Source organism: Streptomyces sp. NPDC039430 (genome assembly GCF_055639435.1).
This window is the reverse complement of record NZ_JBVKAK010000001.1, coordinates 1,070,427-1,093,849: the sequence shown is the minus strand read 5'-3', so window position 1 is coordinate 1,093,849 and position 23,423 is coordinate 1,070,427. Positions and strand designations below refer to the sequence as shown.

At 71.6% G+C, this 23,423-nt stretch carries 20 protein-coding genes and 1 other RNA gene; 16 read left to right on the top strand and 5 right to left on the bottom strand.

What is annotated here, in order from left to right; all coding sequences use genetic code 11:
- Positions 1 to 127: 127 nt before the first annotated feature.
- The 3 genes from ACZ7LS_RS04710 to ACZ7LS_RS04700 all read left to right on the top strand — a co-directional run bounded on the left by ACZ7LS_RS04710 (position 128) and on the right by ACZ7LS_RS04700 (position 3,846).
- Positions 128 to 1,375, top strand: coding sequence for a serine/threonine-protein kinase (locus ACZ7LS_RS04710; RefSeq protein ID WP_382675614.1), 1,248 nt, complete (start codon positions 128 to 130; stop codon positions 1,373 to 1,375).
- 237 nt (positions 1,376 to 1,612) lie between these two features.
- Entirely contained in the window at positions 1,613 to 2,719 is a 1,107-nt protein-coding gene (gene prfB / locus ACZ7LS_RS04705) for a peptide chain release factor 2 (protein ID WP_030355145.1), read from the top strand.
- 269 nt (positions 2,720 to 2,988) lie between these two features.
- Positions 2,989 to 3,846: a hypothetical protein gene (locus tag ACZ7LS_RS04700; protein WP_385136693.1), complete on the top strand. Its 858-nt coding sequence runs from the start codon at positions 2,989 to 2,991 to the stop codon at positions 3,844 to 3,846.
- A 149-nt stretch (positions 3,847 to 3,995) separates the two neighbouring features.
- On the opposite strand, the gene ACZ7LS_RS04695 is transcribed toward ACZ7LS_RS04700, so the two are convergent.
- On the bottom strand, positions 3,996 to 4,190 hold the full coding sequence (locus ACZ7LS_RS04695) for a hypothetical protein (protein WP_030355143.1): 195 nt from the start codon (positions 4,188 to 4,190) through the stop codon (positions 3,996 to 3,998).
- Between the two features lie 283 nt (positions 4,191 to 4,473).
- On the opposite strand from ACZ7LS_RS04695, the gene ftsE reads away from it, so the two are divergent.
- The 5 genes from ftsE (at position 4,474) to ssrA (ending at position 8,459) form a co-directional block, all read left to right on the top strand.
- Positions 4,474 to 5,163 (top strand): cell division ATP-binding protein FtsE, encoded by a 690-nt coding sequence (gene ftsE, locus ACZ7LS_RS04690; RefSeq protein ID WP_030355142.1) that lies wholly within the window; start codon positions 4,474 to 4,476, stop codon positions 5,161 to 5,163.
- A gap of 74 nt (positions 5,164 to 5,237) precedes the next feature.
- Positions 5,238 to 6,155 (top strand): permease-like cell division protein FtsX, encoded by a 918-nt coding sequence (gene ftsX / locus ACZ7LS_RS04685; RefSeq protein ID WP_129769109.1) that lies wholly within the window; start codon positions 5,238 to 5,240, stop codon positions 6,153 to 6,155.
- 67 nt (positions 6,156 to 6,222) lie between these two features.
- The gene (locus ACZ7LS_RS04680) at positions 6,223 to 7,410 is read left to right on the top strand and encodes a S41 family peptidase (RefSeq protein WP_385136695.1); all 1,188 of its coding nucleotides are present in this window, start codon (positions 6,223 to 6,225) and stop codon (positions 7,408 to 7,410) included.
- A gap of 34 nt (positions 7,411 to 7,444) precedes the next feature.
- Positions 7,445 to 7,924, top strand: a complete 480-nt coding sequence (gene smpB / locus ACZ7LS_RS04675; protein WP_382530110.1) for an SsrA-binding protein SmpB — start codon at positions 7,445 to 7,447, stop codon at positions 7,922 to 7,924.
- 148 nt (positions 7,925 to 8,072) lie between these two features.
- Positions 8,073 to 8,459, top strand: a transfer-messenger RNA (tmRNA) gene (gene ssrA, locus ACZ7LS_RS04670).
- A 43-nt stretch (positions 8,460 to 8,502) separates the two neighbouring features.
- Here ssrA and ACZ7LS_RS04665 read toward each other — a convergent pair.
- Positions 8,503 to 9,963: an MFS transporter gene (locus ACZ7LS_RS04665; RefSeq protein ID WP_385136697.1), complete on the bottom strand. Its 1,461-nt coding sequence runs from the start codon at positions 9,961 to 9,963 to the stop codon at positions 8,503 to 8,505.
- A 96-nt stretch (positions 9,964 to 10,059) separates the two neighbouring features.
- Here ACZ7LS_RS04665 and ACZ7LS_RS04660 point away from each other — a divergent pair, with 96 nt between their 5' ends.
- On the top strand, positions 10,060 to 11,034 hold the full coding sequence (locus ACZ7LS_RS04660; RefSeq protein WP_382880832.1) for a LysR family transcriptional regulator: 975 nt from the start codon (positions 10,060 to 10,062) through the stop codon (positions 11,032 to 11,034).
- A gap of 46 nt (positions 11,035 to 11,080) precedes the next feature.
- Here the strand turns inward: ACZ7LS_RS04660 and ACZ7LS_RS04655 are convergent, their stop codons facing one another.
- The 3 genes from ACZ7LS_RS04655 to ACZ7LS_RS04645 all read right to left on the bottom strand — a co-directional run bounded on the left by ACZ7LS_RS04655 (position 11,081) and on the right by ACZ7LS_RS04645 (position 14,149).
- On the bottom strand, positions 11,081 to 12,157 hold the full coding sequence (locus ACZ7LS_RS04655) for a hypothetical protein (protein ID WP_382530116.1): 1,077 nt from the start codon (positions 12,155 to 12,157) through the stop codon (positions 11,081 to 11,083).
- A gap of 122 nt (positions 12,158 to 12,279) precedes the next feature.
- Positions 12,280 to 12,972, bottom strand: coding sequence for an RraA family protein (locus ACZ7LS_RS04650; RefSeq protein ID WP_385136699.1), 693 nt, complete (start codon positions 12,970 to 12,972; stop codon positions 12,280 to 12,282).
- A 121-nt stretch (positions 12,973 to 13,093) separates the two neighbouring features.
- Positions 13,094 to 14,149, bottom strand: coding sequence for a LacI family DNA-binding transcriptional regulator (locus ACZ7LS_RS04645; RefSeq protein WP_382675589.1), 1,056 nt, complete (start codon positions 14,147 to 14,149; stop codon positions 13,094 to 13,096).
- Between the two features lie 472 nt (positions 14,150 to 14,621).
- On the opposite strand from ACZ7LS_RS04645, the gene ACZ7LS_RS04640 reads away from it, so the two are divergent.
- The 7 genes from ACZ7LS_RS04640 to ACZ7LS_RS04610 all read left to right on the top strand — a co-directional run bounded on the left by ACZ7LS_RS04640 (position 14,622) and on the right by ACZ7LS_RS04610 (position 23,226).
- Entirely contained in the window at positions 14,622 to 15,761 is a 1,140-nt protein-coding gene (locus tag ACZ7LS_RS04640) for a uroporphyrinogen-III synthase (RefSeq protein ID WP_382675586.1), read from the top strand.
- Between the two features lie 138 nt (positions 15,762 to 15,899).
- Positions 15,900 to 16,430 (top strand): GNAT family N-acetyltransferase, encoded by a 531-nt coding sequence (locus tag ACZ7LS_RS04635; protein WP_382530122.1) that lies wholly within the window; start codon positions 15,900 to 15,902, stop codon positions 16,428 to 16,430.
- A 108-nt stretch (positions 16,431 to 16,538) separates the two neighbouring features.
- Positions 16,539 to 17,144, top strand: a complete 606-nt coding sequence (locus ACZ7LS_RS04630) for a CGNR zinc finger domain-containing protein (protein ID WP_382530124.1) — start codon at positions 16,539 to 16,541, stop codon at positions 17,142 to 17,144.
- Between the two features lie 301 nt (positions 17,145 to 17,445).
- Positions 17,446 to 18,033 carry a sigma-70 family RNA polymerase sigma factor gene (locus ACZ7LS_RS04625; RefSeq protein WP_129769098.1) on the top strand — a complete coding sequence of 196 codons (588 nt, stop codon included), beginning with the start codon at positions 17,446 to 17,448 and terminating at the stop codon, positions 18,031 to 18,033.
- Positions 18,030 to 18,848, top strand: coding sequence for an anti-sigma factor family protein (locus tag ACZ7LS_RS04620; RefSeq protein ID WP_382530126.1), 819 nt, complete (start codon positions 18,030 to 18,032; stop codon positions 18,846 to 18,848). The genes ACZ7LS_RS04625 and ACZ7LS_RS04620 overlap by 4 nt, the downstream gene beginning before the upstream one ends.
- Positions 18,849 to 18,910: 62 nt before the next feature.
- Entirely contained in the window at positions 18,911 to 21,376 is a 2,466-nt protein-coding gene (locus ACZ7LS_RS04615) for a HelD family protein (RefSeq protein ID WP_385136702.1), read from the top strand.
- A gap of 413 nt (positions 21,377 to 21,789) precedes the next feature.
- Positions 21,790 to 23,226 carry an NAD-dependent malic enzyme gene (locus tag ACZ7LS_RS04610; protein ID WP_382675575.1) on the top strand — a complete coding sequence of 479 codons (1,437 nt, stop codon included), beginning with the start codon at positions 21,790 to 21,792 and terminating at the stop codon, positions 23,224 to 23,226.
- The last annotated feature ends 197 nt before the right edge of the window (positions 23,227 to 23,423 follow it).

Below are 23,423 nucleotides of genomic sequence, written 5' to 3'. Positions count from 1 at the left end.
ATGAGGGACCTATCCCCCGGATCGTGCTATTTCCCCCGCCGAAGCGGGTGACGGTGCCGACCAGGGCACGGAACACCCCGATACCCGCGTACTTTGAGGGGCAACGCCAGCCGCTGAGGGAGCAGTCTTGGCACGGAATATCGGCAGCCGGTACACCGCCCACCAGATCCTGGGACGGGGCAGCGCCGGCACGGTGTGGCTCGGGGAAGGGCCCGAGGGCCCCGTCGCCATCAAACTGTTGCGCGAGGACCTCGCGTCGGACCAGGAGCTGGTCGGGCGCTTCGTCCAGGAGCGCACCGCCCTGCTCGGACTCGACCACCCCCGGGTGGTCGCCGTCCGTGACCTCGTGGTGGACGGCAACGACCTCGCGCTCGTCATGGAGCTGGTCCGCGGTACGGATCTCCGTACGCGCCTCGACCGCGAGCGCCGCCTCGCCCCCGAGGCCGCGGTCGCGATCATCGCGGACGTCGCCGACGGACTCGCCGCCGCGCACGCCGCCGGCGTCGTCCACCGCGACGTCAAGCCCGAGAACATCCTGCTCGACATGGAGGGCCCGCTCGGCCCCGGCGGCGCGCACCCCGCGCTGCTCACCGACTTCGGTGTGGCCAAGCTCATCGACACCCCCCGGCGCACCAAGGCGTCCAGGATCATCGGCACCCCCGACTATCTGGCCCCCGAGATCGTGGAGGGCCTGCCGCCGCGCGCGGCCGTCGACATCTACGCCCTGGCCACCGTCCTGTACGAGCTGCTCGCGGGCTTCACCCCGTTCGGCGGCGGCCACCCCGGCGCCGTGCTGCGCAGGCATGTGACCGAGACCGTCGTACCGCTGCCCGGTATCCCCGAGGAGCTGTGGCAGCTGCTCGTCCAGTGCCTGGCCAAGGCCCCGGCCTCCCGGCTGCGCGCCTCGGAGCTGGCGGCGCGGCTGCGGGAACAGCTGCCGACGCTCGCGGGCATCCCGCCGCTGGACGTGGACGAGCCGGACGCGGAGCCCGCGGAGCGGCCGTACGAACCGGAGTCGCCGACGGCGTCCGGGCCGTCGGCGACCGAGGAGCCACGCCGCCGGGGCGCGGTCCCGCTCGTCCCCGGCGCGGTGCCGGACTCCAACCGGGACACGCATACGAGCATGCGGGTGCCGGGGCCGGACGAGCTGGCGGGCGGGGCGCGCGGTACGGCGCGGGCGCCGCGGTCTCCGGGGCAGCGGCGGCCGGGATCGGCGCGGCACAAGGCGGAGGCGGTGCGGAAGCGCCGGATCACGCTGGGGGCGGTGGCGGTGCTGGTGCTCGCGGTGGTGGGGGTGGGGGGCTGGCTGGCGATGGGCGGGGACGGCGCGGAGGCGCCGCGGGACTCCCAGCGGACGACATCCCCGGCGCCGTAGCGCCTCCCGGCGGGGTGCGGGTGCGCCTGTGGCGCGGGGTGCGGTGTGCGCCTGCGGCGCAGTGGCCGGTGGGTGGTGCGGGTGCCGGGGCCTCCGGAGGTCCGTGTCCGGACGGCACGCTCGCCCTCGCGGAGGTTCCCGAGGAACGAGGGAATCGAGCACGGTCGACCGTCGACAGTGGCTCAGAGCGCCCGGAGGCGAACCGAGCCCTCAAAAAACAGGGGTTACGCTGGTGCCGTGGCAGTCGTCGATGTATCCGAAGAGCTGAAGTCCCTCTCCTCGACCATGGGGTCGATCGAGGCCGTCCTGGACCTCGACAAACTGAGGGCCGACATCGCCGTGCTTGAGGAGCAGGCCGCGGCCCCGTCCCTCTGGGACGATCCCGAGGCGGCCCAGAAGATCACCAGCAAGCTTTCGCACCTGCAGGCCGAGGTCCGTAAGACCGAGGCGCTGCGCGGGCGCATCGACGACCTGGAAGTGCTCTTCGAGCTGGCCGAGGCCGAGGACGACGCGGACACCCGCGCCGAGGCCGAGTCCGAGTTGCTGTCGGTCAAGAAGGCGCTGGACGAGATGGAGGTCCGTACGCTCCTCTCGGGCGAGTACGACGAGCGCGAGGCGCTCGTCAATATCCGCGCCGAGGCCGGTGGCGTGGACGCCGCGGACTTCGCCGAGCAGCTTCAGCGCATGTATCTGCGCTGGGCCGAGCGGCACGGCTATCCGACGGAGGTCTACGAGACCTCGTACGCGGAGGAGGCCGGCATCAAGTCGACCATCTTCGTCGTCAAGGCGCCGTACGCCTATGGCACGCTCTCCGTGGAGCAGGGCACCCACCGTCTCGTCCGGATCTCGCCGTTCGACAACCAGGGCCGCCGCCAGACCTCGTTCGCGGGTGTCGAGGTGCTCCCCGTGGTGGAGTCCAGCGACCATGTCGAGATCGACGAGTCCGAGCTGCGCGTCGATGTCTACCGCGCCTCCGGGCCCGGCGGGCAGGGCGTCAACACCACCGACTCCGCGGTGCGTATCACGCATATCCCGACCGGCATCGTGGTCTCCTGTCAGAACGAGCGCTCCCAGATCCAGAACAAGGCGAGCGCCATGAACGTCCTCCAGGCGAAGCTGCTCGAACGCCGCCGTCAGGAGGAGCAGGCCAGGATGGACGCCCTGAAGGGTGACGGCGGCAACTCCTGGGGCAATCAGATGCGTTCCTACGTTCTGCACCCGTACCAGATGGTCAAGGACCTGCGGACGGAGTTCGAGGTCGGCAATCCGCAGGGTGTGCTCGACGGTGAGATCGACGGATTCCTGGAAGCCGGAATTCGCTGGCGCAAGCAGCAGGACAAGTAAATTCGCGCTTTGTCGACAAGGGAACTGCCGTTCGTAGGGCGGCAGTTCCCTTTTACGTCACAGTTGCATCCCCGCACGCCGGACAACTGACGCGATATCGGTCATCGCACGCGCAACGACCTTGACGGGTATATGAAAACCGGCGACGCTGGCGCGTGGCATGCGTAATTCGGGGCGCGTGAGACCGGGGGCGGAGTACGCGAACCCCCAGCGGCCGCTGCCCCGGACGCTGCACCACTGACGAATGAGCTACTGGGGGTAGCAGCCAGATGACCAAAAAGACGCGGATCCGCGTGGCACGTGTGGCGGCCGGCGCGGTGATCGCCGCGGGCGCCTCGCTGACCATCGCGGGCGCCGCTCAGGCCGTCGGTATTGGCGTGTCCACTCCGATCGCCGATGTCGGCCTGGGTATCGGTAACGAGGACACCACGGGTGGCACCACGGACGGTGGCACCACCGACGGCGGCGCGACGGTCGGCACGACCGTGGGCGGCACCACGGACGGTGGGACGACCGACGGTGGTACGACGGACGGCGGGACCACCGATGGTGGGACCACGGACGGCGGGACCACCGATGGTGGGACCACGGACGGCGGGACGACCGATGGTGGGACCACGGATGGTGGGACGACCGACGGTGGCACCACCGATGGTGGGACGACTGACGGTGGTACGACGGACGGCGGGACCACCGATGGTGGTACGACGGACGGCGGGACGACCGACGGTGGCACCACCGATGGTGGGACGACTGACGGTGGTACGACGGACGGCGGGACCACTGATGGTGGGACCACGGACGGCGGGACCACGGACGGTGGGACGACCGATGGCGGCACCACCGATGGCGGGACCACCGATGGTGGCAGCACGGACGGTGGCACCACCACCGGCGGTGGCGCCGACGGCGGCTCCACCGGTGGCGCGACCACGGGTGGCGACAACACCGACACCGACAGTGTCGGCTCGCAGCCGGTCGAGCAGGGTGCGGCCAAGGAGGAGCTGGCGGAGACCGGCGCCGCCGAGACCACGTTCCTGCTGATCGGTGCCGCGACCATGATCGCCGGCGGCATCGGCTTCCGGATGCTGCCGCGTCTGGTCGGCGGCGGTCGTACGGCCGTCTGACCGGTGTAGTACGGACCGCTCCGCGGTCCACACCGCAGGCACGTGAAAATGAGGGGCCCGGACACCTGTCAGGCGTCCGGGCCCCTCATTCGTGGGTTCTTCGGTGGGTCACGTGGGTCCGAGGTCGTTCAGGTCCTACGGGACGGAGGTCACGCGGGCTGATACGCGGCCATCAGCGCCACCGCCGCGACGAGCACCACCAGCAGTGTGAGCAGCGCCACCGGGCTCAGGCCGCCCAGGGGGCCCTGCTGCTGAAGACGCTCCCTGTTGGCGCGGCACACGCGACAGCGGCCCTCGCTGACGGGTCCCGCGCAGTTGGCGCACACCAGTCTGTCGTAGGTCATGCGCATTCCTCCTCACCGCGCGGCGGAGCCGCAGCCAGTGTCTCTCCGCTCAACGCTCCGGGAAACACGACCGTTCCCCCCTCCACTCTGCCAGTTCCCGGCCGTTTCGGCGCGGTCGGCCGGATTCCTGGTGGACCTCACCGCTGGCGGCCCGGTGCCATCCGTGATAAATCGGCCCAAGCCCGTCCCCGGGCATCGTTCCAACAACGGACGCGGACTGCGCGCGGCAGCGCGGTTCGCGTAAGGTCTCGCTCACCTACTCCCGGCCGACCGTGGTGCACCCGTGATCCGATTCGACAACGTCTCCAAGACCTACCCGAAACAGAACAGCCCCGCTCTGCGCGATGTCTCCCTTGAGATCGAGAAGGGCGAGTTCGTCTTCCTCGTCGGCTCGTCCGGTTCCGGAAAGTCGACCTTCCTGAGACTGCTTCTGCGCGAGGAGCGCGCCAGCCACGGCATGGTGCACGTCCTCGGCAAGGACCTCGCGCGCCTGTCCAACTGGAAGGTGCCGCAGATGCGCCGCCAGCTGGGCACCGTCTTCCAGGACTTCCGGCTGCTGCCGAACAAGACCGTGGCGCAGAACGTCGCGTTCGCGCAGGAGGTCATCGGCAAGTCCCGCGGCGAGACCCGCAAGTCCGTACCGCAGGTCCTCGATCTCGTCGGCCTCGGCGGGAAGGAGGACCGGATGCCCGGTGAGCTCTCCGGTGGTGAGCAGCAGCGCGTCGCGATCGCGCGGGCCTTCGTCAACCGTCCCATGCTGCTCATCGCGGACGAGCCGACCGGCAACCTCGACCCGCAGACTTCGGTCGGCATCATGAAGCTGCTGGACCGCATCAACCGCACCGGTACCACCGTCGTGATGGCGACCCACGACCAGAACATCGTCGACCAGATGCGCAAGCGTGTGATCGAGCTGGAGAAGGGCCGTCTCGTGCGCGACCAGGCACGCGGCGTCTACGGCTACCAGCACTGAGCCTTGAGCACACCGAGTACCGCGCACCGAGTACTGAGCACCGAGCATTGAGTACCGAAAGCTGAAAGGACGCCATGCGCGCCCAGTTCGTCCTGTCGGAGATCGGCGTCGGTCTTCGCCGAAATCTCACGATGACCTTCGCGGTCATCGTCTCCGTAGCCCTCTCGCTCGCCCTGTTCGGCGGCGCGCTGCTCATGCGCGAGCAGGTCAGCGTGATGAAGGACTACTGGTACGACAAGGTCAATGTCTCCATCTTCCTCTGCAACAAGAACGACGCGGCGACCGCGCCCCAGTGCGCCAAGGGCTCGGTCACCAGCCAGCAGAGGCAGCAGATCGAGGCCGATCTGAAGAAGATGGACCTCGTCGAGACGGTCCACCACGAGACGGCCGACGAGGCGTACAAGCACTACAAGGAGCGCTACGGCGACACCCCGCTCGCCGCGACGATCACCCCGGACCAGATGCCGGAGTCCTTCCGCGTGAAGCTTGAGGACCCCGAGAAGTACAAGGTGGTGGCGACGGCCTTCGCGGGCCGGGACGGGGTCGAGTCCGTCCAGGACCAGCGCAACATCCTGCAGAACCTCTTCGACCTGATGAACGGCATGAATATCGCGGCGCTCTGTGTGATGGCGCTGATGCTGGTCATCGCGTTGATGCTGATCGTGAACACCGTTCGCGTATCGGCGTTCAGCCGGCGCCGGGAGACCGGGATCATGCGGCTCGTCGGCGCCTCCAGTTTCTATATCCAGATGCCGTTCATCATGGAGGCCGCGTTCGCCGGACTGATCGGTGGTGTGGTGGCCTGCGCCATGCTGCTGGCGGGCCGCTACTTCCTGATCGACAACGGTCTCGCGCTCGCCCAGAAGATGGAACTCGTCAACTTCATCGGCTGGGACGCGGTGCTGGCCAAGCTTCCGCTGGTGCTCGCCATCGGTCTGCTGATGCCCGCCGTGGCCGCTTTCGTCGCGCTGCGCAAGTACCTCCGGGTGTGACAAGCGCCCCTGGCGCGGAGGCGACAAGCACCGTTCTGCCGTTCGGTGTTGTCCTAGACTCAACCTCATGTCGGGTTCCGAGTTGCACCAGTTGCACCGAACGTCCCGCGGTGTACGCCGCGGGACGGCCCTGACATTGCTTTTCGCGGGCGTGCTCGGCACCGCCGTGGCGACGGGCGTCCTGCCGTACGGCGAGGAGGACGCGCCCCGCGTCCACACCCGGCCCGTGGCGTCGACGGCCGACCGCGACGAGGTCGCCAGGGCCGCCGCCGAGGCCATGGCCAACGGCAAGTCCGGTACGGAAGCGGCCGAGGAGGTCGTCAGCCGCAGCGGCGACCGCTGGGGCTCGGTGTACGACAAGAACGAGTACGAGGAGTTCCAGCAGGCCCTCGACGGCTCGTACACTGGCGTCGGGCTGTGGGCGAGACGTACCGCCGACGGTCTGGTCGAGGTCACCCGGGTCCATCCCGGCGGTCCCGCGCAGCGGGCCGGTATCGGACCGGGCGACATCATCAGGGACATCGACGGCCGCGGCATCAGGAAGCGGCCCGTCACGGAGGTCATGGCGCTGCTGCGCGGCGGGGGGAAGGGCGACGGCGCCTCCGTCGTCGGGACGACCGTCGTGCTCGGACTGGAGCGGGACGGCCACCGCTGGACGGAGAGCCTGCGCCGCGCCCGGCTCACCACCGAATCCGTCACGGTCGACACGATCGAGGGCGGCGCGCTGCGGATCACGGTCGACGCGTTCACCAAGGGGACGGGCCAGCGGGTACGGGACGCGGTCCGGGCCGCGCCGAAGGGCGCCGGAGTCCTGCTCGACCTGCGGGGCAACGCGGGCGGTCTGGTCGCCGAGGCCGTCACCGCCGCCTCCGCCTTCCTGGACGGCGGTCTGGTCGCCACGTACGACATAAGGGGCGAGGAGCGCGCGCTGTACGCGGATCCCGGCGGCGACACCGGCCGCCCGGTGGTGGTGCTGGTGGACGGCGGCACGATGAGCGCGGCCGAACTGCTCACCGGTGCCCTCCAGGACCGCGGCCGGTCCGTCACCGTCGGCTCGCGCACCTTCGGCAAGGGCTCGGTCCAGATGCCGAGCGCGCTTCCCGACGGCTCCGTCGCCGAGCTGACCGTCGGCACGTACCGCACCCCGGCCGGCCATGGGGTCGACGGCCGCGGCGTCACCCCGGATCTCCAGGTGAGCGAGCGCGCCCAGGACCGGGCGAGGTCGGTACTGAGCGGGCTCGGCGGCGCGGAGTAAAGAAGTTGCGCCGGGGTGAGAAAATGGCGGGACTATGGCTAAGGAAACTGGGCGCAAACTGATCGCGCAGAACAAGAAGGCGCGGCACGACTACCTCATTATCGACACGTATGAGTGCGGTCTCGTGCTGACGGGTACCGAGGTGAAGTCCCTGCGCCAGGGGCGGGCCTCCCTGGTGGACGGATTTGTCCAGATCGACGGACATGAGGCGTGGCTGCACAACGTCCATGTGCCGGAGTACACGCAGGGGACCTGGACCAACCACTCCGCCCGGCGCAAGCGGAAGCTGCTGATGCACCGGGTCGAGATCGACAAGCTGGAGTCGAAGTCGCAGGAGACCGGTCACACGATCGTGCCCCTCGCGCTGTACTTCAAGGACGGCCGGGCGAAGGTCGAGATCGCGCTGGCGAAGGGCAAGAAGGAGTACGACAAGCGGCAGACGCTGCGCGAGAAGCAGGACCGGCGCGAGACCGACCGGGCGATCTCGGCGGTGAAGCGGCGCCAGCGGGCCTGACCGGACCCGTCGGCGCTCCCGGCCGGCGCCGCTTCGGCCGGGCCGCGGTGGAATAGGCTGGCACCGTCGTGCGTTGGTCACGTACGATGGGCCTCGCACCTCACAGCGGGTGCACGCTCGAAAACGAGCACGTTTGAAAAAACAACATGGGGATGATCGGTTTCGACAGCGGATGTCGAAGCAGGTGAAGCGAGCCGAGGAAGCGGCAATGATCTCGTAAACCATATGTCGCAAACAATAATCGCCACTTCTAAGCGCGATTCCTCCGCCTTCGCCCTCGCTGCCTAATCAGCAGCTAGCGAAGACTCTGCGGAGTGTCAGCCCGGGGCTGTTCCCGACCCGGATCCTGGCATCAGCTAGGGAACTAAACCTCTGAGCCCGGTCACGGGGAGCAGAGGGAAACCAAACAGTGACTGAGCCCGTCGGAGACTTGTCCGTGTGATCTCCGGGGCCGAGAAAAGCGAAACGGACTGCGCTCGGAGAAGCCCTGGTTCCGCACCGTTGGACGCGGGTTCGATTCCCGCCATCTCCACAATTCCCATGTTTCAATTGAATACCGCAGGCGAAGGCCCCGCTGCTCAGGCAGCGGGGCCTTTGTCGTGCCCGAAGCGCCCGAAGTGCCCGAAGCGGCGCGCCCCGGCCGCCGCGCAGAGCAGCGCGAGGAGCGCGGCGCAGAGCGGAAGGGCGTAGCCGCGGGCCGGGTCGGTGTGCTCCACGGTCCAGCCACCGGCCGCCGCGCCGGCGGCTATACCGGCCAGCAGCGCCGTGACGGCCAGCGTCATCCCCTCGTTGAGCCGGCTCGCCGGGGTGAGGCGCTGCACGAGCGTCATGCCCGTCACCATCGTCGGGGCCGTCGCCGCGCCCGCGATCAGCAGCGCGCAGGCGAGCAGCGGCAGCGCCATGGACCCCGGCGCCCCCGTGGTGGCCGCGAGCAGGGGCAGGGCCAGCAGCGCCGACATCGCGGCGACGCACCACACCAGCCGCCGGCCGACGCGGCGGGCCGGGCGCAGCGTGCCGAGGAGCAGCCCCGCGGCGCACGAGCCGGCGGCCTGGAGCGCGAGTACCGCGCCGGCCCACGCCTGGTGACCGCGGTCGTCGGCGAAGGCCAGCGTGACGACCTCCGTCGCACCGAACACGGCGCCCGTGGCGAGGAAGACGGCGAGCAGGGCGGCCAGCGCGGGCGAGTGGAGCGGGGCGCGCGCCGCGTCCGTACGGCCGGTGGCGGGCGGCTCGGTGGAGCGCTGCGCCGCGAAGACCAGTACGCCGGTGAGCAGCAGGACCGCGCCGGTCAGCGTGCCCGCCTCCGGGAAGAGCGCGGTGCACAGGAAGGCGGCCAGTACCGGGCCCAGCATGAAGCAGAGTTCGTCGGCCGCCTGCTCGAAGGAGTTGGCGGTATGCAGGGCCGCGGCGTTCTCCGGGGTCGCGCCCCGGTGCAGATGGGCCCAGCGGGCGCGGGACATCCCGCCGGTGTTGGGGGTGGTGGCGGTCGCGGCGTAGGCGGCGAAGAGCGTCCAGTCCGGTGCCTCGTACCGTACGCACAGCACCAGGGCGAGCGAGGCCAGCGCGGCGATCGCGGCGGCGGGGACGGCGACACGGGCCTGTCCGTGGCGGTCGACGAGCCGGGCGGTCCGCGGCGCCACCAGCGCGGTGGCCGCGAGGCCGGTGGCGGTGACGGCGCCGGCCAGCGCGTACGAGCCGCGCGATCCGGCGATCATGATCACGGCGCTGACGCTGAACATGCCCATCGGCAGCCGGGCGAGCAGATTCCCGGCGGTGAAGGCGCGGGCACCGGGGATCGCGAAGAGCCGTGCGTACGGATTGCCGCGGCGGCGCGCCGTCCCGGGCGGGCGCGCCGCTTTCGCCGCTTGCGACGGGTCCGGCTCCGATCGCTCCGCCGGCTCTGGTGCGCTCGGCGGATCGGGTTCGGCCGGATCGGGTTCGGCAGCGGGGCCGAAACGGGCGTCGTACCGCCGTGCCAGGACCAGGCTGTCGCCCGTGACGGCCAGCAGGGGAGTGTCGGGTGCGGGGGAGTACGGCATGTCCTCACCCTCGCCGTACGCCCCGCGCCCGGTCCAACACCTGCTCCGTGGGCATTCACGCGTGCGTGTTGTCAGTGGTGTGTTGTTGAATGCGGCATGGCCCGAGACATCGACCCCCGGCTGCTCCGCGGCTTTGTCGCCGCCGCCGAGGACCTGCACTTCACCCGGGCCGCCGCCCGGCTGTACGTCGCCCAGCAGGCGCTGAGCCGCGACATCCGGCGGCTGGAGCGGGAGCTGGGCGCCGAGCTGTTCGTACGGACCACGCGCCGGGTGACGCTGACCGCCGAGGGCGAGCGGCTGCTGCCGTACGCCCGGCGCGTGCTGGCGGCCCAGGACGCGCTGCTGGCCGCCCGCGCCGCCGGCGAACGGCCGCTGCTCGTGGATCTCAACACCGAGGGCATGGTCTCGGGGTCCGTGCTGGCGCGGGCACGCGAACTTGCCCCGCGCCTTGAGCTGATGGCCCGCTTCGAGAGCGGCCTGACCCGCGCCGCCGGCGAGATCCTCGCCGGCCGGCTCGACGCCTCCTTCGGATACGCCGACGGGCTCGCGCCCGCCCTCCGCTCCGGCCTCGACCATCAGCTCGTACGGTACGAGCCGCTCGCCGTGCTGCTGCCGTACGACCACCCCTTGGCCGACCGCGCCGAGATACCGCTCGACGCGCTCGCGGGCGAGCGCGTGTACGCGGGGGCGGGCAACCCCGGGACCCTGGAGTGGACGGATCTGGCGCGGCGCCTCTTCGCCGGGCGCTCCATCGCACTCGCCCCGCCCGCGCCGATGGCGGTCGGCGCCGAGGAGTTCCGGCGGGTGATGGCGAAGCACCGTACGCCCGTACTCGCCGTGGTCGACTTCCCGGAGATGCCGGGGGCGGTGCTGCGCCCGCTCGTCGGGCCCGTCCCCCTGTCACCGCTGTCGCTGGTGTGGCGCAAGGGGCTGAAGCATCCGGGAGTCGACGCGCTGCGCGCCGCCGCCGACGCGCTCGCCGCACGGGAGGGGTGGCTGGAACGTATCCCCGGGAGCTGGCTCCCCGACGCCGCCACCCCTGTCGGCGCTCCGATGCCCGACAACCCGTGAAACGGAACCGGGCGTCGCCGGGCAGGCGGGACTGTGAGGACAGGCCCTACGGCAGCCGGCAGTCCCAGCGCACCGGGGTGCTGTTCCAGCGGCCGTAGGCGATGCCGTCGTCGGTCAGCGCCGTCACCTCGCCGGTGGGGAAGGGCGTGGAGTCCGTGGGCAGCGACCGCGTGACGCCGTTCTGGATCAGCCACAGCTTGGTGTCCGGCGTGGTGCGCACGACCACCGAGCCGTGCCGGTTGACCGCCTGCGGCTCGCCCGTACCGAGCGCGTCGGGGCCGGTGGCCCCGTTCGGCCAGCTCAGGATCATGGTCGGGTCCGTGGCGTAGACCTCGGATCCGAGGACCGTGCCGCCCGCCACGGCCTCGGCCGCCGACCCGGTCTCCGGTCCCGGCCGGTGCTCGGGGAGGCGCTCCACCGTGCCGTCGGGGTTCCAGCGGGCCGCGTGCGTGGAGGCGTCGGAGGCCCCGGCGGTCCAGCCGACGACGGTGCCGTCGGCATCGATGTCGGTGCCCCGCCCGCCGGAGTCCCCCGGAGGCAGAGCCAGCGGACGCACCTCGCCGTCCCGCGTCCAGACCACCGGCACGGGCCGCTCCCCGGGGACGCCGGAGGCTCCGGAGACCGTGCCGTCCTCGTTCACGGCCGTCGGGAGGGCGTCGAAGCCCGGCTCGACACCGGGGAGTTCGGTGAACGCGCCGTTCCGGTAGAGCCACCCGGCCGACCGGTAGGTCTCCGAGTCGAACTCGGACCCCACGATGTCGCCGTGGGCGTTGATGCCCATGGCGCCGGTGCGGGCGGTGCCCAGGTCCTCGGGTACGCCGTCGGCCCACCGGACCAGGTGATACACGAAGTCCTGGTCCATCATGTAGCCGACCTGGAACCGGCCGGTGGGGTCGGCGTCGGACACCCCGACCCGGTAGGCCCCGGCGGGCACGGCGAGCTGTTCCCTGACACACGGCTCGCCGTACGCCCCGGCCGGCCCGGTCGCCGGTCCGGCCACCGGCTCAGTCGTGCGCCCGGCCACCGGCTCGGCCGCCGTACTCGTGGCGGGCCAGGCGGTGCCGGCCGTGGCCACCAGCGTGAGGGCGAACAGAACGCCTCTGGTTCGTGCGATGGATCGCAAGATGTCCCCCCGTGGGCATGCGCTCCGGACGTTTCCGGACCCGCGTCGGCTCCATATGCGCAGAGGCACGGAAACGGATGATGACGTACCGTCAAATTCCTCGCACGGTACGAGCGTTCCGGCTACTCCTCGATGGCCCCGCCGATCCGTCGCAGATGCCGGCGGAAGGTGTACTCCGGGTCGGCGGCGCGCCGCGCCAGATAGTCGTCGAAGGCCGTCTGCCGGCGCAGCGTCTCGCCCGCCACGATCTTGCGGGCCTGTTCGCGCTCGGTCTCCCGGATGCGGTGCGCGGTCGCCAGTACCTCGTCGGCGTGCTCGGCGGCGACGAACAGCACGCCGTCCTCGTCGCCGAAGACCAGGTCGTCCGCGCTCACCACATGCGCCCCGAACCGGGCGGTGTCCAGCGCCTCGGGCTCCCGCTCGTCCAGCCGTACCGGGCCGGGCGGGTAACCGCCGTAGCTGAACACCGGAAGGCCGATCCCGGCCAGCTCCGAGGTGTCCCGGTGGAGCCCCCACACCGCCAGACCGCTCACCCCGGCCGCCCGCGCCTCCAGCACCGCCAGATCGCCGACGCACGCCTCGTCCGTCCGGCCGCCGTTGTCGATGACCAGCACATCACCCGGCTCCGCCCGGCCGAACACCTCCAGGAACACATCCACGCTCCCGTAGTGCCGCACCGGCAACGCGCGCCCCGCGAGGCGATGACCGGGTACGACGGCACCGATCCCGGCCGGCGCGACGCGCAGCGGCACGTCGTGGCGGACACAGGCGTCGGCCACCAGCGGTGTGGACAGATCGGCGAAGACCTTCAACACGGCGAACTCCCTGGCTTCTGCTCCCTGACCGTCGGCGGCGCACGGATACGCCGGACGGCGAAGCGATCCTAAGTCCTGTCCGGCACGGCCCGGCGGCTCCCTGTGCCGGCTGCGGCCGGGGTCAGCGGGCGACCGGGAGCGCGGAGCTTTCCCGGACGATCAACTCCGGTGTCAGCAGGACGTGTTCCTCGGCGCCCCGCGGGTCACCGATCCGCGTCAGGAGCAGCCGGGTGCACGCCCGGCCGACTTCTTCCAGGGGCTGGCGGACGCTGCTGAGGCTGGGGGAGAGCAGGCCGGCGGCGGAGGAGTCGTCGAAGCCGACGACCGCGACATCGCGGCCCGGGAGGCGGCCGCTGTCGCGCAGGGCGCGGTAGCAGCCGAGGGCGAGGGTGTCGCTGGCCGCGACGACCGCAGTGGTGCCCGCCGGGAAGAGGCGGGCGACCGCGTCGCGTGCGGCGTCGACGTCGTCCCTCGCGCTGACCCGCAGATCACGGATGGACAGGCCGTGCCGGCGCATCGCCTCGCGCCAGCCGCGGGCCCGGTCGTCCCCGACGCCGGAGCCGCGCGGCCAGCCGAGGAAGGCGATCCTGCGGTGGCCCAGCGAGACGAGGTGATCGACGGCCGTCGCCGTGCCGTGGCCGCCGTCGACGTCCACCCAGTCGCCGACCGAACGGGCCGACCAGGGGCGGCCGAACGCCACGAACGGAATGTCGCGCTTGCGCAGCCAGCCGGGGCGCGGATCGCCGCGATAGGTGTTGCTCAGGACGAACGCGTCGACCGACTGCTCGCGCAACAGCTCGGCGTAGCAGTCGGGTTCGTCCGCCGCGTCCATGGGCGCGGCGAACAGCAGGACGCGGTATCCGGCCTCGTTGGCGGAGTCCGAGAAGGCGCGCAGGAAGTGCTCCATCACCGGCCGGGACACCCCGTCGGGCGTCGCCTGGACGCCGTAGCCGATCAGCCGGCTGGAGCGGGTGCGCAGCGAGCGCGCGGCCTGGTGCGGCCGGTAGTCCAGCTCCGCTATCGCCCGCTGGACGCGTTCCAGGGTCTGCGGGGCCAGCAGCTCGGGGGAGTTGAGAGCGTTGGACACCGTCTGGGGCGACACCCCCGCCCGCTGGGCGACCAGTGCCAGCGTGGCCGGCTTGTCCTTGCGCCCGCCGGACGTGGTCGTACGTGCCATCAGTCGCCTCCGTCTCCGGTCCGGGTGCCGTTCACTCGACAAGCGGTGGTACCGCGCCAGTTCGGGGTGGCATGCGGGGCGGTCGGTGTTCGATCTTGTCGCATACAGAATCCCATACGGACGCACGGGCCTCGCCGTTCGACGTAACAGCTCTGTTCCGCACACGATCTGAGTCTCTGTCATATGCGCGGCGCGCGGAAGTCGGTTTTTCCGGGGCGCCGTCGACTCCGGCGGTATACCTTCACGGGCCCCGGCCGGGCCGTACCGGCGGCGGTGGAACGCGTGCGGGCCCACCGGGAGGTGTGGGTCCCGGCGGCGAACCCGTACGTACGTGACGGTGGGGCCGCGGCCGTGCGTAACGTCGCCGAAATGCCCGTGGACCGAGCCTGTTACGCGTATTTGACAGGCTCGGCCGCTTCATCCGTACGGCGCCACGCGCGCAGGCGGGCGGGGCGAGCGGGAGGGGAGCGGCATGGACGCCCACGGGCACGGCCCCCTCGCGGGCTTCACGATCGGGGTCACCGCCGCCCGCCGCGCCGGCGAACTCGGCGCGCTGCTCCGGCACCGCGGCGGCGCCGTCGTCCATGCCCCCGCCCTGCGGATCGTGCCGCCCGCCGAAGACACGGACCTGCTCGCCGCGACCCGGGAGCTGATCGACCGGGTGCCCGACGCGGTCGTGGCGACCACGGCCGTCGGCCTCCGGGGCTGGATCGGGGCCGCCGGCGGATGGGGTCACGGCGAGGAACTCCTCTCCTGTCTGCGCGGCGCCGAACTGCTCGCCCGCGGGCCCGGGGCCGAGGGCGCCCTCCGGGCCGCCGGGCTCACCGAGGCGTGGTCGCCCGGCTCCGCGTCGATGGCCGGGGTCCTCGACCGGCTGCTGGGGGAGGGCGTCGAGGGCCGCCGGATCGCGGTCCAGCTGCACGGGGAGCCGCCGCCCGGGTTCGTGGAGGCGCTACGGGCGGGCGGCGCCGAGGTCGTCGTCGTATCCGTCCACCGCTGGATGCCCCCGGAGGATCTCGTTCCGGTCGACCGGCTCATCGACGCGGCCGTCGCCCGCGCCGTGGACGCCGTCACCTTCACCAGCGCGCCCGCCGCCGCCTCCCTGCTGTCGCGCGCCGATGAGCGCGGGCGGCTGCCGGAGCTGCTGGCGGCCCTGCGCCACGACGTCCTCGCCGCCTGCGTCGGGCCCGTCACCGCCCAGCCGCTCCGGGCGCGGGGCATCGACACCGTCCAGCCGGACCGCTTCCGGCTCGGGCCGCTCGTCCAGGCGCTCTGTACGGAGCTGCCGGGGCGCGCCCGTACGCTGCCGGTCGCGGGCCGCCGCGTCGAGATCCGCGGCCACGCGGTCCTGGTCGACGGCGAGCTGCGGCCGGTGCCGCCCGCCGGAATGGCCCTGCTGCGCGCGCTGACCCGCAGGCCCGGCTGGGTGGTGTCGCGGGCGGATCTGCTGCGGGCGCTCCCCGGCTCGGGCCGCGACGAACACGCCGTCGAGACGGCGATGGCCCGGCTGCGGGCCGCGCTGGGCGCCCCCGAGCTGATCCACACCGTGGTCAAGCGCGGCTACCGGCTCGCGCTGGACCCATCGGCCGGCTCCAGGTACGCGGAGGCGTGAGGCACACGCAGGCGGACGCGTCAGACCCGTGCGCGCGGGCGCGTCAGACCGGTGCACGAGGACGTGTCAGGTCGTCCCCCTGCGCGGACGCGTCGAGCGGAAGGCGGTAGGCGGCCGCCCCGTGGGTACCGTACGAAGATGGCCCATGACACCTCGATCCGCCTCAGGCCCGCCAGCCCGGACGACGCCGAACGCGTCGCCGAGGCGCTCATCCGCAACAGGGACCATCTGAGCCCCTGGGAGCCGGACCGCCCCGCCGACTTCTACACCCCCAGGGCCCAGGCGAACCGGCTCGCCGATCCCGCCGTCCGGCGCTGGCATCTCGTGGACGGCGCCCGTGTCGTCGGCGAGGCGACCCTCCACAACATCGCGCTCGGACCGTTTCGGAGTGCGAATCTCGGCTACTGGATCGATGCCGCGTACACCGGCCGCGGCCTGGCGACCCGCGCGGTCGAGGAGGTCTGCCGCACCGCCCGTGAGGAGCTGGGCCTGCACCGCGTCGAGGCGGCCGCGGTCCTCGCCAACGCCGCCTCGCAGCGCGTGCTGCGCAAATGCGGCTTCGAGCTGATCGGTACGGCTCCGCACTATCTCCACATCGACGGCGAGTGGCGCGATCACCACCTTTTCCAACGCGTCCTGCACAACGGCCCGCCGAACGCGGCCGGGTAGGACCCTTCGGCCGAAACCGCCATCGGCAGCAGGGGTTCCGGCCGCGTCCCGGGGCGGGCACTCTGAGGAGGACGGCACCCACGGTGAACCCGAGGCGGTGACAGGCACATGACGGCGGGCACGGCGGCGGGCATGGGCTCGTACGAGTGGCGGTTCGACTCCGGGCGCATCTGCCTGGATCTGGTGGCCACGGGAGAACGGACTTCCAGAGGCCGGGAGCGGCTCGACGACGCCGCGCCGCTCGGCCGGTGGCTGGTCGGCGCGGGGCTGGTGCCCGAGGGCACGCCGCTCGCGGGTGTCGACGCCCGCTGGGTCCGGTCCTTCGCCGAACTGCGCGACAGAGTGGGGCAGTTGGTACACGCCGAGATCGACGGGCGGGAGGCCGCCGGCGCGCTGGAGCGGGTGAACACGCTGGCCGCGGGGGCGCCGCCGGGTATCAGGGCGGTACGGGACGAGGACGGTGATCTCGTACGGGCACTGAGCGCCGAGCCTGAGTGCGACGCGCTGCTCGCCGCCGTGGCCAGGGACGCGGTGGAGCTGCTCACCGATCCCGCCGCGCGGGCCAGGCTGCGGGAGTGCGAGGGCGACAGCTGCCGGCGCGTCTACCTGGACACGTCGCGCGGCCGGCGCCGGCGGTGGTGCTCCAGCGAGGTGTGCGGCAACCGCGAGCGGGTCGCCAGGCACCGCCGCAGGGCGGCTCTCGCCCGGTCCTGACGCGCGGCCCGGCCGGGCTTTCCCGACGAACCCCGACGGGACTTTCCGTAAGGTTGTTGCGCGATTTTCAGACAACTACCGCACGGTATCTCTGCGAGTCCGAGACATGCCCTCCACGTGTCCTCCATCAATCCCGCACGGGTCCCGGACCGGCGCGAACCCCCTCATGCCGCCTTGCTTCACCCTCCCTCCCGACGCAAAAGATCTTGAAAGTTTTTGCGCCGGCCATTGAGTGCGCTCCCCCGGGCGTCCGTAGTGATGAGGGAGAAGCAGCCATGAAGGTCTCGACCGGGAGGTTTAGGTGCGCAAAGATGCGGCCGTGGCCGATGACCGCCCTCACCGGGCCCGACACCGGAGCGCGGCACCGCGCGCCAACACCTCCGTCCCCGACGAGGAGATGATGCGCGCCCTCTACCGGGAACACGCGGGACCGCTGCTCGCCTACGTCATGCGTCTCGTCGCGGGCGACCGCCAGCGCGCCGAGGACGTCGTACAGGAAACGCTCATCCGTGCCTGGAAGAACGCCGGTCAGCTCAACCGGGCGACCGGCTCTGTCCGACCCTGGCTGGTGACGGTCGCCCGGCGCATCGTCATCGACGGTCACCGCAGTCGGCAGGCCCGGCCGCAGGAAGTCGACCCGTCGCCGCTGGAGGTCATGCCCGCGGAGGACGAGATCGACAAGGCGTTGTGGCTGATGACGCTCTCGGACGCGCTTGAGGATTTGACCCCTGCCCACCGGGAAGTACTCGTGGAGACGTACTTCAAGGGACGCACGGTCAACGAGGCGGCCGAGACGCTCGGCATACCCAGCGGGACCGTGCGTTCCCGTGTGTTCTACGCACTACGGTCGATGAAGCTCGCGTTGGAAGAAAGGGGGGTCTCGGCATGACCACGCACGAGCAGTACGGACTGGGCGACGAAAGTACTGTGCATGAAGCCGTCGGAGCGTACGTCCTCGGAATTCTGGACGATGCCGAGGCCACGGCCTTCGAGACGCATCTGGCCGGCTGCCGGATCTGCGCCGTCCAGCTGGAGGAGTTCTCCGGGATGGAGCCGATGCTGGCCATGCTGGCGGACGATCCCGACCCGTTCCTCGCGCCCACCCCGCTGACCCAGCCCCCCGTGCCCCTCGCACAGCTGCCGACGCCCTCCGTGTCCGTGCGGCCCAGCCCGGGATTGCTCGGCAGGCTGGTCGACGAGGTCGCCGTCAAGCGCGCCCAGCGCAAGCGCCGGGGGCTGTATCTGGTCGCCGCCGCCGCGGTGCTGATCATCGGCGGGCCCGTGGGCGTCGGGATCGCCACCTCGGGCGGCGCCGAGCCGGGCCCGGCGGTGGCGCGGGAGCGCACGCCGGCCCAGGAATTCGCCCGAATGCCGGGCAAGATCGGTGCCACGGACACCGTCACCAAGGTCAGCGCCGCCATCGCCATGGAGCCGAAGGCCTGGGGCACCCGCACCGCCCTGGAGCTGAAGAATGTGAAGGGCCCGCTCAAGTGCAGTCTGGTCGCCGTCTCCAAGACCGGCGAGCAGGAGGTCGTCACCTCGTGGTCGGTCCCGGCATGGGGGTACGGCATCCCCGACAGCCCGGACGAGAACGGCAAGAAACCGCTCTACGTCGAGGGCGGTACGGCCATGGAGAGCAATGACATCGATCACTTCGAGGTCCGTACGTTCGACGGCAAACGACTGGTGGAAGTCGACGCCTGACATACCCGCCCCCTTCGCGTACGGTTGACGGCTGCCCAATGCACGTCATGAAGGGGGCCTCGGTGGCCGCGCAGGATGCCGCTGTAGAAACCGCTGGACCCGCCGTCGATCCCGTACGCGACACGGAGCGCGACTCCGTACGCGACCGCGAGATCGGCGTCGAGCAGCGCCATCTGGACCAGGTGTACCGCCGCCTTGAGGAGAAGATCCACGAGGCGGAGTTCCTGATGAACGACGCCGCCCAGAGGGGGCAGGTCGGCACGCCGGGAGCCCTCGCCGAGCGTGACGCCCAGGTGTTCCGCGCCGGGATCCACCTCAACCGGCTGAACAACGAGTTCGAGGACTTCCTCTTCGGGCGGATCGACCTCCTCCGGGGCAAGGACGGCAAGAAGGGCCCGGACGGCGCGTACACCTCGGTCGAGCCCGCCGACGACGCGATCGGACCCGACAGCACCGCCGAGATCGCCGAGACACTGCACATCGGCCGTATCGGAGTCCTGGACTCCGACTACTCGCCGCTGGTCATCGACTGGCGCGCGCCCGCCGCCGCGCCGTTCTACCGCGCCACCCCGGTGGACCCCGGCCGGGTGGTACGGCGCCGGGTCGTCCGCTCCAAGGGGCGCCGGGTCCTCGGTGTCGAGGACGATCTGATGCGCCCGGAGCTGACCGCCTCGCTGGACGGCGCGGCGCTGGCCGTCATCGGGGACGGCGCGCTGATGGCCGCGCTCGGCCAGGCGCGCGGGCACACCATGCGGGACATCGTCTCCTCCATCCAGGCCGAGCAGGACCTGGTCATCAGGGCCCCCGCCGCCTCGGTCACCGAGGTCTCGGGCGGTCCCGGCACGGGCAAGACCGCCGTGGCGCTGCACCGCGCCGCGTATCTGCTCTACCAGGACAGACGGCGGTACGCGGGCGGCATTCTGGTCGTCTCGCCGACGCCGCTGCTCGTCGCGTACACGGAGGGCGTGCTTCCGTCGCTGGGCGAGGAGGGGCAGGTCGCGATCCGCGCGGTCGGGTCGCTGGTGGACGGCGCGGAGGCGACGGCGTACGACGAACCGGCGGTGGCGCGGGTCAAGGGCTCGGCGCGGATGCTGAAGGTGCTCCGGAAGGCGGCCAGAGGGGCGCTGGAAGGTTCCTTCCCGGCGGTTTCCGGGTCGCGGAGCCGTGATCAGTGGGGACAGCCGGCCTTCGGCGAGGACCTGGACGGGCGACCGGACGGCGAAGGGGGCGAGGGCGGGGACACCGCGGGGGCCGCGCCCGTACGCACCGATCTGCTCCGGGTCGTCGCCTTCGGCCGCAGGCTGGAGCTGGAGGCCGGCGAGCTGAACCGCATCCGGCAGTCCGTGCTCAGCGGCACCGCGCCCGTCAATCTGCTCAGGCCGCGCGCCCGGAGACTTCTGCTGGACGCCCTCTGGGCGAAGTCCGGATCGGCGCAGCGGCACACCGACCCGGAGCTCGCCGCCGAACTGCGCTCGTCCTTCGACGAGGACGTCACGTCCGAGGACAGCTTCCTCGCCTTCCTGGACGCCTGGTGGCCCGAGCTGACCCCGCGCGGGGTGCTCGCGGCGATGGCCGACGAGCGGCAGCTCGGCCGCTGGTCGCGACGGATCCTCAACCAGGGCGAGAACCGCCGGCTGGCCCGCTCCCTGAAGCGGCTGGGACCGGACGGCGCGGGCCCGCTCTCCGTCCACGACGTGGCCCTCCTGGACGAGCTGGAGACGCTGCTCGGCTCGCCGCCCCGGCCCAGGAAGCGCCGCGACCTCGACCCGCTGGACCAGCTGACCGGCCTTGAGGAGCTGATGCCGCAGCGCGAGGAGTCGCAGCGCGAGCGGGCCGAACGGCTGGCGGCGGAGCGCACGGAGTACGCGCACGTCATCGTCGACGAGGCGCAGGACCTGACCCCCATGCAGTGGCGGATGGTCGGCCGCCGGGGCCGGCACGCCACCTGGACGGTCGTCGGCGACGCCGCGCAGTCGTCCTGGTCGGACCCGGACGAGGCGGCGGAGGCCCGTGACGAGGCGCTCGGCACCCGCCCGCGCCGCCGCTTCACCCTGACCGTGAACTACCGCAACCCCGCCGAGATCGCGGAGCTGGCGTCGAAGGTCCTGGCGCTCGCCATGCCCGGCATGGAGTCACCGCGCGCGGTGCGCTCCACGGGCGTACGGCCGCGCTTCCGCGTCGTGGAGAACGGCGACCAGGCCGCGACGGTACGCGCGGAGGCGCGGCGGCTGCTCGACCAGGTGGACGGCACGGTCGGTGTCGTCGTCGCCATGAACCGGCGTGCGCAGGCGGCGCGCTGGCTGGCCGGTCTCGGTGACCGCGTGGTGGCGCTGGGCAGCCTGGAGGCCAAGGGGCTGGAGTACGACGCGACGGTCGTGGTCTCCCCGGCGGAGATCGCGGACGAGTCGCCGGCCGGTCTGCGGGTGCTGTACGTCGCGCTCACCCGGGCGACCCAGCAGCTCACGGTGGTCTCGGGGGCCCGCGACGAACCGGACGCGCAGGGCGTGCCGGACCTGCTGCGGGACTGATTCCGGGGCCGGTCCCGCGGCCTGCCGCGGGACCGGTCCGGGATTGACCGGCAGTCAACTCGCACGAAGGGAATCACTTACCGGGGTGGTTTGTTAGCCTGGGGGTGGCACCGGCTCGATCCAAGCCCCCGGGCCCAACCTTCGTCGCTTCGAGCGACCACTTGCCGCGAGGCGAGCATGGCGGGCCGGTGCCACCTTCACGTCAGCTTCGTGTCAGCACCACAGAGGTGTCGGCGGGCCTTCACCAGACCTTGGTGAAGGCCTGTTTTCGTCTCACATCATGGGAGACGGCGTTCCGTAGATAAAGGTCTTTACCTGTTACCAGTCGGTAGGTGCGACCATCTGAAGGCTCCGCCGTCGACGTGGGTCGGGTGGGGCGGCAATGAGGCTAGGGAAAGAAGAGGGACTCGGTCATGGCAACGGCGCCCAGCGTCTCGTACTCGATGACGGTCAGGCTGGAGGTGCCCGCGAGCGGTACCGCGGTCTCCCAGCTGACCACGGCCGTGGAGTCCTCCGGCGGCTCGGTGACCGGCCTGGACGTGACCGCCTCCGGCCACGAGAAGCTGCGGATCGATGTCACCATCGCCGCCAGCTCCACCGGGCACGCGGAGGAGATCGTCGAGCAGCTGCGCGGCATCGAGGGCGTCATCCTCGGCAAGGTCTCCGACCGTACGTTCCTGATGCACCTCGGCGGCAAGATCGAGATGCAGTCGAAGCACCCCATCCGCAACCGTGACGACCTCTCGATGGTCTACACCCCGGGTGTGGCCCGGGTCTGCATGGCGATCGCCGAGAACCCCGAGGACGCCCGGCGGCTGACCATCAAGCGCAACTCCGTCGCGGTCGTCACGGACGGCTCCGCGGTGCTCGGCCTGGGCAACATCGGCCCCAAGGCCGCGCTGCCCGTCATGGAGGGCAAGGCGGCCCTCTTCAAGCGGTTCGCCGGTATCGACGCCTGGCCGCTCTGCCTGGACACCCAGGACACCGACGCCATCGTCGAGATCGTCAAGGCGATCGCCCCCGGCTTCGCGGGCATCAACCTGGAGGACATCTCCGCGCCCCGCTGCTTCGAGATCGAGGCGCGGCTGCGCGAGGCCCTGGACATCCCGGTCTTCCACGACGACCAGCACGGCACCGCGATCGTGGTGCTCGCGGCCCTGACCAACGCGCTGCGTGTGGTGGGCAAGGGCATCGGGGACGTACGCGTCGTCATGTCCGGCGCGGGCGCGGCCGGTACGGCCATCCTCAAGCTGCTGATCGCGGCGGGCGTCAAGCACACGGTGGTCGCCGACATCCACGGTGTGGTGCACGCGGGCCGCGAGGACCTGGTCGAGGCCGCCCACGAGTCGCCGCTGCGCTGGATCGCCGACAACACCAACCCCGAGGGCGTCACCGGCACGCTCAAGCAGGCCGTGGCCGGCGCGGACGTCTTCATCGGTGTCTCGGCCCCGAACGTGCTGGACGGCGACGACGTGGCGGCCATGGCGGACGGCGCGATCGTGTTCGCCCTCGCCAACCCCGACCCCGAGGTCGACCCGGCGATCGCGCGCGAGACGGCGGCCGTGGTGGCCACCGGCCGCTCCGATTTCCCCAACCAGATCAACAACGTGCTGGTCTTCCCCGGTGTCTTCCGCGGCCTGCTGGACGCCCAGTCCCGCACGGTCAACACGGAGATGATGCTGGCGGCGGCGGCCGCGCTCGCCGACGTCGTCACCGAGGAGGAGCTGAACCCGAACTACATCGTGCCCTCGGTCTTCAACGACAAGGTCGCGGGCGCGGTGGCGGGCGCGGTGCGCGACGCCGCCAAGGCGGCCGGCGCGGACGTGACGGCTCCCGTCACCCAGGTCTGACCCGGAGGGGCCCGGGGCCCGGGGACGCGCCGGCCCCCGGGCAGCGCGAAGTACGCCCCCACCGCACGGGCCGAAGTGTGACCAGGCCCACCACGGGGCCCGGTCACGCTACCCAGGACTGCGGTACATCTCACGTCCGTCCGGTGCCCGGCGCGTCGCGATTCGCCGCGCCCCACGGGCCCCTCTAGGGTGGCGGA